Source organism: Dyella choica (genome assembly GCF_003977665.1).
Classification (GTDB): domain Bacteria; phylum Pseudomonadota; class Gammaproteobacteria; order Xanthomonadales; family Rhodanobacteraceae; genus Dyella_B; species Dyella_B choica.
Window position 1 is genome coordinate 97,397 of sequence record NZ_RYYV01000001.1, and the last position, 12,721, is coordinate 110,117.

General features: G+C 62.5%; 12 protein-coding genes. 10 read left to right on the forward strand and 2 right to left on the reverse strand.

Annotated features, from left to right (window positions below; all coding sequences use genetic code 11):
• The first annotated feature begins 2 nt into the window (after positions 1-2).
• From EKH80_RS00495 to EKH80_RS00515, 5 genes are all read left to right on the forward strand, one after another.
• Positions 3-377 (forward strand): GntR family transcriptional regulator, encoded by a 375-nt coding sequence (locus EKH80_RS00495; protein ID WP_126682767.1) that lies wholly within the window; start codon positions 3-5, stop codon positions 375-377.
• Entirely contained in the window at positions 374-1,231 is an 858-nt protein-coding gene (locus EKH80_RS00500) for an ABC transporter ATP-binding protein (RefSeq protein WP_126682768.1), read from the forward strand. The genes EKH80_RS00495 and EKH80_RS00500 overlap by 4 nt, the downstream gene beginning before the upstream one ends.
• Positions 1,228-2,178 (forward strand): hypothetical protein, encoded by a 951-nt coding sequence (locus tag EKH80_RS00505; RefSeq protein WP_126682769.1) that lies wholly within the window; start codon positions 1,228-1,230, stop codon positions 2,176-2,178. Before EKH80_RS00500 ends, EKH80_RS00505 begins: the two co-directional genes overlap by 4 nt.
• Positions 2,179-2,234: 56 nt before the next feature.
• A complete protein-coding gene (locus EKH80_RS00510; RefSeq protein ID WP_126682770.1) occupies positions 2,235-2,723 on the forward strand; it encodes a hypothetical protein in 489 nt (162 codons plus the stop codon).
• A gap of 92 nt (positions 2,724-2,815) precedes the next feature.
• Positions 2,816-3,328, forward strand: a complete 513-nt coding sequence (locus tag EKH80_RS00515; RefSeq protein ID WP_126682771.1) for a YggN family protein — start codon at positions 2,816-2,818, stop codon at positions 3,326-3,328.
• A 137-nt stretch (positions 3,329-3,465) separates the two neighbouring features.
• Here the strand turns inward: EKH80_RS00515 and EKH80_RS00520 are convergent, their stop codons facing one another.
• Positions 3,466-4,863 (reverse strand): class II fumarate hydratase, encoded by a 1,398-nt coding sequence (locus EKH80_RS00520; RefSeq protein WP_126682772.1) that lies wholly within the window; start codon positions 4,861-4,863, stop codon positions 3,466-3,468.
• A gap of 103 nt (positions 4,864-4,966) precedes the next feature.
• Here EKH80_RS00520 and purB point away from each other — a divergent pair, with 103 nt between their 5' ends.
• Both purB and EKH80_RS00530 read left to right on the forward strand, forming a co-directional pair.
• Entirely contained in the window at positions 4,967-6,334 is a 1,368-nt protein-coding gene (gene purB, locus EKH80_RS00525; protein WP_126682773.1) for an adenylosuccinate lyase, read from the forward strand.
• A gap of 67 nt (positions 6,335-6,401) precedes the next feature.
• Positions 6,402-7,151, forward strand: coding sequence for a sulfite exporter TauE/SafE family protein (locus tag EKH80_RS00530; RefSeq protein WP_126682774.1), 750 nt, complete (start codon positions 6,402-6,404; stop codon positions 7,149-7,151).
• 25 nt (positions 7,152-7,176) lie between these two features.
• On the opposite strand, the gene EKH80_RS00535 is transcribed toward EKH80_RS00530, so the two are convergent.
• Complete coding sequence (locus EKH80_RS00535) at positions 7,177-7,785, reverse strand: hypothetical protein (protein WP_126682775.1); 609 nt, start codon at positions 7,783-7,785, stop codon at positions 7,177-7,179.
• A gap of 86 nt (positions 7,786-7,871) precedes the next feature.
• On the opposite strand from EKH80_RS00535, the gene EKH80_RS00540 reads away from it, so the two are divergent.
• The 3 genes from EKH80_RS00540 to EKH80_RS00550 all read left to right on the forward strand — a co-directional run bounded on the left by EKH80_RS00540 (position 7,872) and on the right by EKH80_RS00550 (position 12,689).
• Positions 7,872-9,083 (forward strand): cupin domain-containing protein, encoded by a 1,212-nt coding sequence (locus tag EKH80_RS00540; protein WP_126682776.1) that lies wholly within the window; start codon positions 7,872-7,874, stop codon positions 9,081-9,083.
• Entirely contained in the window at positions 9,080-9,592 is a 513-nt protein-coding gene (locus tag EKH80_RS00545; RefSeq protein ID WP_126682777.1) for a DUF7931 domain-containing protein, read from the forward strand. The genes EKH80_RS00540 and EKH80_RS00545 overlap by 4 nt, the downstream gene beginning before the upstream one ends.
• 253 nt (positions 9,593-9,845) lie before the next feature.
• Positions 9,846-12,689: a 2-oxoglutarate dehydrogenase E1 component gene (locus tag EKH80_RS00550; protein ID WP_126682778.1), complete on the forward strand. Its 2,844-nt coding sequence runs from the start codon at positions 9,846-9,848 to the stop codon at positions 12,687-12,689.
• Positions 12,690-12,721: the final 32 nt, after the last annotated feature.

The following is a 12,721-nucleotide window of genomic DNA, read 5'->3' on the forward strand; positions in this document are numbered from 1 at the left end:
CCATGGCCATCACCTGGAACGACAGCGTCCCGATCTATCGCCAGCTACGCGAACGCGTAGTGGCGATGATCCTGGACGGCGCCTTGAACGAGGGCGACCCGCTGCCGTCAGTACGCCAGGTGGCAGCGGACTTTCAGATCAATCCGCTGACGGTTTCCAAGGCGTACCAGGAACTGGTCGATGACCAACTAGTGGAGAAAAGGAGGGGGCTGGGCATGTTCGTCACCGACGGAGCGCGCGATGCGCTGCTCAAATCCGAACGCGAGCGCTTTCTGCGCGAAGAATGGCCGGCGCTGTACGCACGCTTGCAGCGCCTGGGGCTGGACCTGAAAACCCTGCTGCGCGAAGCGCCGAAGGACACGGAGAATCAACCATGAACGCGGTCGTCACCGCCAAGGATGTAAGCAAGCGCTACAAGAACACGCTTGCGCTGGACAACGTAAGCTTCCAGATCCCAGCTGGACGCATCGTGGGCCTGATCGGCCCGAACGGCGCCGGCAAGACGACCGCGCTCAAGGCGGTCCTGGGCCTTACCGATTTCCAGGGCCAGCTCAATGTGCTGGGCCTGGATCCGCGCACCCAACGAGACCGGCTGATGGAGGAAGTGTGCTTCATCGCCGACGTCGCCGTGCTTCCGCGCTGGATCCGCGTAAGCGAGGCGATCGATTTCGTCGCCAACATCCATCCGCGCTTCAACCGCGCCAAGTGCGAGAGCTTTCTTGCGCGCACCAAGCTCACCCCCGGCCAGCGCGTGCGGCAGATGTCCAAGGGCATGATCGTGCAATTGCATCTGGCCCTGGTGATGGCGATCGACGCCAAGCTGCTGGTGCTGGACGAGCCCACGCTGGGCCTGGACATCCTCTACCGCAAGCAGTTCTACCAGAACCTGCTGGAGGACTACTTCGACGAGAACAAGACGATCATCGTCACCACGCACCAGGTCGAGGAAATCGAACACATCCTCACCGACCTGATGTTCATCCGCGACGGCAGGATCGTGCTCAACACCGATATGGATGCCATGGGCGAACGCTTCGCCGAAGTGATGGTGAGCGCGGACATGGCCGCCACGGCGCGCCAGCTCAAGCCGCTGGATGAGCGCCAGGTGTTCGGCAAGAGCATTTTCCTGTTCGACGGCGTGGACCAGGCACAGCTCAAGGCGCTGGGCGAAATCCGCCGGCCCTCGGTCAGTGACCTGTTCGTCGCCACCATGAAGGGGACCTACGCATGAAAACCTTGTACTGGTTGGCCAAGCGCGAATTCTGGGAACATCGTGGCGGCTTTTTTTGGGCTCCGATAATCACGGGCGGCATTTTTCTGCTCATGACCGTATTGACGATCACCGCCTTGGAAGTGTTTGGACTTCACAACAATGTATTCCATACGGGCGATTGGGATTTCTCCAATCACGTCGATACGGGCGCGACCAAGGATTTCGGCAAGTTTCTTGATTACATGATGTGCAGTTCGGTAGTCGCCATCGTGGGAATCATGGCTATAGTCATATTCTTCTATTGCCTGGGGTCCCTCTACGATGACCGCAAGGACAAGAGCATCCTATTTTGGCAGTCGTTGCCGATCGCGAACTGGAAGACGGTAACATCCAAAGTCGCAAGCGCGATCTTCATTGCCCCTGCCATTGCCGCAGTCCTCGGGGCGATCACGGGAATTGCGTTGGTTCTGATCGCGGCCTGCGTAGCCTCCTTTCATGGACTGAGCATATCGGCCGGACTGGCCGACGCACACCCGGTCAGATTAGTCACGAATATTATCGGCCTGATTCCGCTGTACGCGCTGTGTGCACTGCCCACGATCGGATGGTTGATGCTCTGCTCAGCCTGGGCGCGCAGCAAGCCATTTCTGTGGGCCTTCATCATTCCCTTGGCAACTACGTTTGCTGTGTGGTGGCTGCACCTGCTCGGCATGCCGGGCCTGGACGCGCAGTGGTTCTTTTCGCACATCACGGCCAGAGTGTTGTTCGCGGTAACGCCCGGCAACTGGACCCCCTTTGTCGACCCGATTCATACAGGATCGCAAGGTGACGAAATGTTCCAGCACCTGGACCTACTTCGCAATTATTCTGCGCTGGCTTCGGGCGAAATGTGGTTAGGCGCGGCGACAGGGGTTGCCATGCTAGCTGGAGCCACCTGGCTTCGCCGCTGGCGCGATGACAGCTAAAGTCGCACACTCGCCGCCATTAAGGGGAGCACACGATGAAGTACCAAGGGACGATCTTGCTGCTGGCCTTGTGCACGCTACTCGCCGCATGCGAGCCGCGAGACTTCACCTACCGGGGCGAGAACGGCAGGATCTCATTGGAGGGCAACGTGCTGACACTAGATGTCGACAACGTGCCCGAGGCGACGATCGGATCTTCGGGCGACTTCTTCATCGACGGCAAAGCCGCGTCGCTCTCTCCGGCGCAACGCGGCCTGCTGGTGCTCTACTACCAAAGCGTGACGGATATCCGCGACCAGGCCAACGGCATGAAAGCGGGGGTAACCGCGGCCAAGAACGCCTTTGTCAAAAAGCCTGGCTCGGATGCAGAGCAAAAGCTCGAAGAAAGCGTGGAGTCGCAGGTGCATCAAATGTCGGTAAAAATGTGCCAGGACGAGGTCAACCTCGCCAGCGTTCAAGCCCAGCTCATCGCGCAAATGCCCGCCTTCAAGCCGTACGGGGATATCTTCCGCGAAAAACATGCCGACGAATGCACGAAGGCATGACTCGCTTGAATTTGCGCGGCTGACACCGCCGGCTTGACGGCTACATGGCGAGCCATGCTTTTCAGACCATAGAACTTGTGAGGGGACGAACTATGAACCATGCACGGACGATCACGCTGCTTGCACTGTGCGCACTCATCAGCGCCTGCAACTCACCCGATACCAACCTGGCGAATGGTGGCATCACGCTCAAGGACAATATCGTCACCTTGCACGCCGATGGCGCACCCGATGCACAGATCGACGCCGATGGAACGCTGCTGGTCGACGGCAAGGCCGTGTCCGTCACAACTCCGCAGCACGGCCTGCTGATGCTCTACGTCCAGCAAGTCATGGACGTGCATCAAACCGGCCTGGCCATGGGCAAAGTCGGTGCAGGCATGGGCATGAAGTCCATCAAGGACTCGATCGACGGCAAGTCGAAGGCCGAAAAGAACAAGGACGTGGAATCCGGTGGCGAGCAGTTGAAGGCACTCGGCAAGAAGATGTGCCAGGACCAGGCGGACATCAAGGACGTGCAAGACCAACTGGCCACGCAACTGCCGGCGTTCAAGCCCTACGCCAAGATTGTCACCAAGAGCCGTGCCGATTGCGAAAAAGATTGAACCGATGACGCACTGAACACAGTGATGCGTCCGCAGCGCAGGCTGGAATGGCAATCGTAGGCTGGGTTGCTAAACCCAGCATCGCCAAGTCTGCGTCCGCGCGATGCTGGGATTTCATCCCAGCCTACATCGCAGCCTCACCCTCCTCCGCCTCCGCCGCCATGTATACCGCCTTTGGTCAGCGCACGTGGATCGAGCAGTTTCTTCAGCTCGTCCTTCGGCAAGCCCGACTGCTCCAGCGCCACGTCCATGATGGGACGCTTCTCCTTGTAAGCCTGCTTGGCAATGGCCGCGCCCTTCTCGTAGCCGATCACCGGATTCAAGGCGGTGACGAGGATCGGATTCATCGCCAGCGCCTGGTTCACGCGCTCGGTGCTCACGCGGAAACCCTCGATCGCCTTATCGGCCAGCAGGCGCGAGACGTTCGCAAGAATATGGATCGACTGCAGCAGGTTGTAGGCGATCAACGGCAGCATCACGTTGAGCTGGAAATTACCGGACTGACCGGCCACGGTCATCGCCGCATCATTGCCGATGACCTGCGCCGCCACCATGGCGGTCGCCTCCGGAATCACCGGGTTCACCTTGCCCGGCATGATTGATGAGCCGGGCTGCAGCGCCGGCAGTTCGATTTCGCCCAGGCCGGCCAAGGGGCCGGAGTTCATCCAGCGCAGGTCGTTGGCGATCTTCATTAAGGCCACCGCCAGCGTCTTGAGCTGGCCGGAAAGCTCCACCGCGGCATCCTGCCCCGCCATGCCTTCGAAATAGTTGGCCGCCGGGTCAAAACGCACATCGGTAAGCTTCTTCAGTTCGCGCGCCACCTCGGGCCCGAATTTCGGATCGGCATTGATGCCGGTACCCACCGCCGTGCCGCCCAATGGCAATTGCCGCATGCGTTTCAAGCTGTCGCCGATGCGCTCGATCGCCGAATCGATCTGTGCCGACCATCCCGACAGTTCCTGCCCGAAGGTCACCGGCATGGCATCCATCAAGTGCGTGCGACCAGTCTTGGGCACATTGCGCAGCTCTTTGGCACGGCTGTCGATGACGCGCTTGAGGTGCTTGAGCGCCGGCAGCAGTTGTCCGTGCGCGGTGAGCGTGGCGCTGACGTGGATGGCGGTGGGGATCACGTCGTTGGAGCTTTGCCCGTAGTTCACGTGGTCGTTCGGATGCACCTTGCCGCCGGCCTTCGCCGCAAGATGCGCAATCACCTCGTTGGCGTTCATATTGGTGCTGGTGCCGGAGCCGGTCTGGAACACGTCGATCGGGAACTGGTCGTCGTGCTGCCCTTCGGCCACCGCCAGCGCTGCCTTGCGGATGGCGGCCGCCTGGCCTTTCTTCAAATGCCCCAGTGTGAGATTGGCTTCGGCCGCCGCGGCCTTGATCAGGCCAAGGGCGCGGATGAAGGCCCGCGGCAGATGCAGGCCGGAGATCGGGAAGTTGTCGATCGCGCGCTGGGTCTGCGCGCCATACAGCGCCTTGGAAGGCACCTTCAACTCACCCATGCTGTCGTGCTCGGTACGGAAGTCGGCCATGGTCGCCTCGTGCGGGTTGAAAAACGGACCGACTATAAGCCTGCCAATGTTAGCTGCGGAGCAATGTAAAATACCTCGCTTTGATGCTCCCGGAAGCCCGCCGATGTCCACCCACGCCCTCACCGCCCTTTCCCCGCTGGACGGCCGCTATGCCGCCAAGACCGAAGCGCTGCGTCCGATCTTCAGCGAATTCGGCCTGATGCACCGTCGCGTGCAGGTGGAAATCGAATGGCTGCTGGCGCTGGCCGGCGAAGGGGCGATTATCGAACTGCCCCCGTTCACGACGGAGCAGATTGCCAGGCTGAAGGCGATCGCCACGGATTTCAGTGTCGAGGACGGTGCACGCATCAAGACGATCGAGGCCACGACCAACCACGACGTCAAGGCCATCGAGTACTTCATCAAGGAACGCATCGGCAACGACGAAGCCCTGGCGCAAGCCAAGGAATTCGTGCATTTCGCCTGTACCAGCGAAGACATCAACAATCTTTCGTACGCCCTGATGCTGCGCGACGCACGCACGCACGTGCTGCTGCCCTGGCTGGACAAAATCATCGCCAAACTGCGCGAAATCGCGCATGCGAATGCCACGCTGCCGATGCTTTCGCGCACGCACGGCCAGACCGCTTCGCCCAGCACGCTGGGCAAGGAACTGGCCAATGTCGTGGCGCGCCTGGAACGCCAGCGCAAACAGCTGGCAACCGTGGAAATTCCCGGCAAGATCAACGGTGCGGTGGGCAACTACAACGCGCACGCGATCGCTTATCCGGAAGTGGATTGGCGCAGTTTCTCGCAGCGCTTTGTCACCAGCCTGGGGTTGGACTACAACCCGTACACCACCCAGATCGAACCGCATGACGGCGTGGCCGAGTACTGCGATGTCGTGCGCCGCGCCAACATCATCCTGATCGACCTGGCGCGCGATATCTGGGGCTACATCTCGCTGGGCTATTTCAAGCAGGCGCTGAAGGCCGGCGAAGTCGGCTCGTCGACCATGCCGCACAAGGTCAACCCGATCGACTTCGAAAACGCCGAAGGTAATTTCGGTCTGGCCAACGCGCTGCTCGGCCATTTCGCCGAAAAGCTGCCGATCAGCCGCTGGCAGCGCGACCTCACCGACTCCACCGTGCTGCGAGCACTTGGTACCGCCTTCGGTCACACCTTGGTGGCGCTGGAGTCGCTGCAAAAGGGCCTGGGCAAGCTCAATGTGAATGCCGATCGCCTTGCCACCGATCTGGAAGCAAGCTGGGAAGTGCTGGCCGAAGCCGTGCAGACGGTGATGCGCCGCCATGGCCTGCCCGAACCTTACGAACAGTTGAAGGCGCTGACGCGCGGCCAGGGCATCACGCGCGATTCCATGCGCCAATTCATTGCGGGCCTGGCCCTGCCCGCTGAAGCCAAGCAGCGTCTGCTTGAGCTTACGCCAGCTACCTATATCGGCCTCGCCGCCGACCTGGGTAAAGCCATCTGATCGGCCCCACCGGACAAACCGCGCCTGGTTTTGTCATGATGCACGCTGCCCGGCTTGCACGAGCATCATGGCGCCTCTGTCTGAATTCCTGATCTTCACCGGCATCGGTGCACTGGCTCAGCTGGTGGACGGCGCATTGGGCATGGCCTACGGTGTGACGTCGGCAGGTATGCTGCTGGGCATTGGCATGCCTCCAGCCCTGGCCAGCGCCAGCGTGCACTACGCGGAAACCTTTACTTGCGGTGCATCCGGACTCAGCCACTGGTGGGCCGGCAACGTACAACGGCGCCTGTTCCTGGTGCTGGTCATTCCCGGGGTGATCGGTGCCGTGCTCGGCGCCACGGCGCTGGCGCATATGCCACCGACCTGGATCCGGTATTTCCTCACCCCCTACCTGCTGGCGATGGGCCTGTTCCTGGTCTTTCGCACCAGCCGGCGCAGGGACCGACGGCAGGACGTGCCACGCGGCACCAGCGTGCTGGGGTTCGTCGCCGGGGTGCTCGATGCGGCGGGCGGCGGCGGATGGAGTGCGCTAACCGTCACCACCATGGTCGCACGCGGGCAGGAACCACGCATGGTGATCGGCAGCGTGCATCTGGCCAAGTGCATCGTCAGCCTCGCTGCCAGCATCACCTTCCTGCTCAGCATCGGCCAAAGCAAATTGCATGTGGTACTGGGCTTGATCCTGGGCGGAGTGATCGCGGCGCCGTTCGGCGCCTGGCTGGTGCGTCGCCTGCCATCGCGCGTGTCCACGCTGATGGCAGGACTTACCGTGCTGGCGCTTGGTATCTACAATTTCCATCGCCTGCTGAGATGATGTGGGTTGGGGGCTTGCCCCCAACCTACCGGGAGAGTTCGCAGATCCAGTTCACTTCCCAGTTTCTGCCCCCATCCGGCGAAAACGATTGCTCCATCCGCGCCGCATGCGGCGAAATGTTGAGCCACATCCAGCGCACCAGCACCACGCGGCCCTGCCAGGTGATGCGGTTGTAGAACTCGCCGCGATTGCCATGGAATTCACCGACCACGGGCGCAGCCGGATCCAGTTCGCCGGTGTCGAGATCCAGGCCGTAAATGATCCATTGATGCGTTTCCGGCTTGTACATGCGCAGGGTCTGCGCCTTGAGGTGCAGCTTTTTATCGGTACTGGTGACTTCGAACTGCTCGAAGTTGGCGTTGGTGTCGAGCAGCTTGTGGTGGTTGGAAATACCGTCGTATTCCATCCAAGCGCTGGAACCCACCAGGCGCTCCGGCAGGCGGCGGACGTGCGCTTTCCAGTCGCCGATCAGGAAGTCGAAATCATGCGAGCCGTCATGCTGAGCTCCGGCCAGTACCGCCGTGAGGTTGGCCGTGCCTTGATCGGCGGCAACCGGCAAGGCGATTCCCCATAGCCACACGACACCCATCAAAACCGTGAACAACCTTGGTGCAAGCCGTCTCAGCGCAACCATGCCGTCCTCCTGTTCCGGCGCCACCCGGATGGATAGTTTGGCGGAGCTTAGCGTATCGACCGGCCGATTCCCTACAATGCCGCCCCATGACGCTTTCACACACCTCCCGCAAGCCACTGCCAATCGAAGTGCATGGCTCGGCCAACCTGCCGCTGGGCATGACCTCGGCGCAGTTCCTGCGTGATTACTGGCAGAAACGGCCGCTGCTGATACGCAACGCCTTCCCCGGTTTCGAAACGCCGATCGCTCCGGAAGACCTGGCTGGCCTTGCCTGCGAAGAGGGCGCGCTATCCCGCCTCATCCAGCACGACGAAGCGCGCGAGCGCTGGAAGGTGAAAACCGGCCCCTTGAGCGAAAGCGATTTCGCCAAGACCGGCAACGCCAACTGGACCCTACTGGTGCAGGATGTGGACAAGTGGGACATGGACGTGGCGGCCTTGCTCGATCACTTCCCGTTCCTGCCGAGCTGGCGCGTCGACGATGTGATGATCTCGTATGCCGAACCCGGCGGCGGAGTAGGCGCACACGTCGACCAGTACGACGTGTTCCTGCTGCAAGGCCTGGGGCAACGGCATTGGGCGATCAGCACCGATCCGCATACGCCCAAGGCTTTCCGCAGCGACGTCGAGCTCAAGCAGCTGGCGCAATTCGAACCCACCCACGAATGGCTGCTCGAACCGGGCGACATGCTGTACCTGCCGCCCGGCATCGCCCACGACGGGGTGGCTTTCGGCGGCCCCTGCATGACCTTTTCGGTAGGCATGCGTGCACCATCAAAGGGAGAGCTGGTCGGCGACCTGGCCGACTATCTCGCCGAGCATCTGTCGGAAGAGCAGCGTTATGCCGACCCGGATCTGACGCCCGCCAAGCGCGCTGGTGAAATCGACAAGGCGGCGCTACAGCGCGTGCGGGCTGCCGTGCCTCTCGCGCAAGCGCTGGATGACGCCACCCTGCTCGACTGGTTCGGCCGTTTCATCACGCGCTACCGTACCGCGCAGGCACCCGTGCCTCCGGCCAAGCCGCTCAGCGAAGCGGCCCTGATCAAGCAACTACAGGGCGGTGCTGCCCTGCTGCGCCACCCCTGGTCGCGCATGGCCTGGGTACAAGCCGGCAAGCGTTGCACGCTGTACGCCAATGGCCAGGCCTATCCAGCCTCGTCGCACTTGGCCATGCGGCTTTGCGGGCAGCGCACGATCCCGCCGCCGTTTGATGGGTCGAACGATGACATCAGCGTCCTGCTAGCCCTGATCAACGACGGCCACCTGATTGTTCGCCGTTTGCGTGGACGCAACGCATGAATACGCATCCCCCATTCCCGGACGATGGCGCCCACGCGGTAAGCGGCCCCGAAGCCGTGGCGGCAGTGCGCCTGCAACTGCTGGCCGCGGCCCGTTACAGACTGGCGATCCAGCTGCCGACGTTGCCGCCGTCCATCCTGAGCAGCCCCGACGAACTGGCCGAGCTGCGCCGTATCGCCATCGCCGGTCGCAACGCCGAAGTTCGCATCGTGCTTGGCGATCCCTCAGCAGCCTTGCGCACCGGGCACCGCCTGCTCGATCTGGCCCAGCGGCTGCCCAGCGTGCTGCGCATCCGCACGTCGGCAGAGGAGGACAACGGCGCGGAGAAGGAAGCCAGCAGTTGGCTGCTCAATGACGCCGGCGGCTACCTGTTCCTACCCGACGCCGAACGGTGGGAGGGACGAGCCGCGCTGAAGGACGGAACGGGACAAGCACCCTTGCTGCTGCAATTCGAACAAATCTGGGAGCGGGCCCTGCCGGCTACCCAACTGCAGGCGCTGGGCTTGTAGACCATGGGCTGAACACCCATGCATACCCAGCGTCAGGCTTCTACCCGCCAGACGACGGCCGGAAGCGTCCAAGACCTTGTTCCGACATGCTTTGCACACAAGCTGGGGCAGCATCAGCCGCCCCCATGGCGAGGCGTGTCGGCTTGCCGCGGTGCGGAATCCGCAGGCTATAATTAACAGGATTTTTCGCCAGCGAACCCAAGGCCTACGACAAGGCGGTTCGCTGAAGCTTCCCTTCCCTGCTGGTGGTGACGTGAGCACAAACCTGATCCGCGAGTTTTTCGAATCCTCGCAACTCGCAGGCGGCAACGCCGATTATGTCGAATCGTTGTATGACGCCTGGCTAGCCGATCCGGCATCGGTGCCGGCCGAGTGGAACAGCTACTTCCAGACCTTCAGGGGCCGCGAATCGGGAGACGTCTCCCATACCGCGGCCATTGCGCGTATAGAGGCGGCGCAAAAACAGCGCCCCGGCTACGCTGCACCGGCGCCGGTCAGCGATGAGCACGCACGCAAGCAGGCTGGCGTATTGCGCCTCCTGACGGCCTACCGTTCGCGCGGCCACCTCGCCGCCGACCTGGACCCCCTGGGCCTCACGCCGAAGACGCATGCGCCGGACCTGGACCTGGCCTTCCATGGCCTGTCCGAGGCCGATCTCGACACCGAGTTCGATTGCGGCAACTTCGCCGGCGGCGGCCAGCGCATGAAGCTGCGCGAGCTGTTCGCCCGCCTGAAGCGGGTGTACACCAGCACGATCGGCGTGGAGTTCATGCACATCTCCGATCACACCCAGCGCAACTGGATCTACAGCCGCCTTGAGCAAGCCAACGGCAGCGCCGGCCTGGACAAGGCCGGCAAACAGCGCCTGCTTGGCAGCCTGACCGGAGCCGAGGGCCTGGAACGCTACCTGCACACCAAGTACGTCGGCCAGAAGCGCTTCTCGCTGGAAGGCGGCGACAGCCTGATCCCGATGGTCGACGACATCGTGCAGGCCGCGGGCGACAATGGCATCCGCGACGTCGTCATCGGCATGGCCCATCGCGGTCGCTTGAACGTGCTGGTGAACATCCTCGGCAAACCGCCGAAGACCCTGTTCAACGAGTTCGAAGGCATCTTCGAACACCATGAGGACGACCCGGCCCACTCCGGCGACGTGAAGTACCACATGGGCTTCTCAGCCGATGTGCGTACCCCCAAGGGCGGCGTGCACGTGGCGCTGGCGTTCAACCCTTCGCATCTGGAAATCGTCAACCCGGTAGTGGCAGGTTCCGTGCACGCGCGCCAGGTGCGCCGCCGCGACACCGAGCGCACCAAGTCGTTCGCCGTGCTGATCCACGGCGACGCTGCCCTGGCCGGCCAGGGCGTGAACATGGAACTGTTCAACATGTCGCAGGCGCGCGGCTTCAGGATCGGCGGCACCTTGCACATCGCAGTCAACAACCAGGTGGGTTTCACCACCTCCAATCCGCAAGATGCGCGCTCCACGCTGTACTGCACCGACGTGATCAAAATGATCAACAGCCCGGTGTTCCACGTGAACGGCGACGACCCGGAAGCGGTGATCCAGGTCACCCGCCTGGCCTATGAATTCCGCAAGACGTTCCGCAAGGACGTGATGATCGACCTGGTGTGCTACCGCCGCCACGGCCACAACGAAGCGGACGAACCGGCTGCCACGCAGCCGGTGATGTACCAGATCATCCGCAAGCGCCCCACCACGCGCGAACTGTACGCGCAGCAGCTGGTGAAGGAAGGCCTGCTGGCCGAAGGCGACGGGCAGAAACTGGCCGAGGACTACCGCAATCGCCTCGAAACGGGCACGGCGATGACCGACCTGCACCCGTCGCTGACCAAGGACGTGGAAGTGGACTGGAGCCATTTCACCGGCGGCAAGCTGTCCACGCCCTACCCGTCGAATCTGGACAAGAACAAACTGGTCGAGCTGGCCCATCGCATCCTCTCCCTGCCGCAGGATCTGACGCTGCATTCGCGCGTTTCCAAGATCTACGACGACCGTCGCAAGATGGCTGCCGGCGAGCAGCCGGGTGACTGGGGTTTTGCCGAAAACCTGGCCTATGCCTCGCTGATCGACGAAGGCCACAATCTGCGCCTGGTCGGCCAGGACGCTGGTCGTGGGACCTTCTTCCACCGTCATGCCGTGCTGCATGACCAGAAGGACGGCCATACCTATCTGCCGCTGGCTTCGCTGCGCCCGGATGCGGACGTCGAGGTGATCGACTCGCTGCTCAGCGAGGAGGCCGTGATGGCGTTCGAGTACGGCCATGCCACCACCGATCCGCACACGCTGCATATCTGGGAAGCGCAATTCGGCGACTTCGCCAACGGTGCGCAGGTGGTGATCGACCAGTTCATCAGCTCCGGCGAATCCAAGTGGGATCGCCTGTGCGGCCTGGCGCTGTTCCTGCCGCACGGTTATGAGGGCCAGGGTCCGGAGCACTCCTCCGCACGTCTGGAGCGCTTCCTGCAGCTGTGCGCGCTGGACAACATGCAGGTGTGCGTGCCGACTACGCCGGCGCAGGACTTCCACATGATCCGCCGCCAGATGCTGCGCCCGGCGCGCAAGCCGCTGATCGTGATGACGCCCAAGTCGCTGCTGCGCCACAAGCTGGCCGTGTCCACCTTGGACGAACTGGCCAACGGCAGCTTCCAGTTGGTGCTGGGCGAGCATCGCGACTTGCCGGCGAAGAAGGTCAAGCGTGTGGTGCTGTGCGCGGGCAAGGTCTACTACGACTTGCTGGAAGAATCCCAGAAGCGCGGCATCACCGACGTGGCGCTGGTGCGCGTCGAACAGCTGTATCCGTTCCCGCGCCCGGAAGTCATGGCCGAGTTGGAAAAATACCCGGCCGCCAAGGAAGTGGTGTGGTGCCAGGAAGAACCGATGAACCAGGGCGCCTGGTTCCAGATCCGCCATCACCTGCAAGCCTGCGTGGGCGCCAAGCAAAGCCTCTCCTACGCCGGCCGCGCCCGTTCACCCGCACCCGCTGCCGGTCACCTCAACGACCACGTTGCCGAACAGGCCGCGCTGGTCGAACAGGCGCTGGTCGCGCCGGTTGGTCCCGATCACTCAGCAGAATAAGCCCATTTAAAAGTGCGGTCAGGATGACCGCT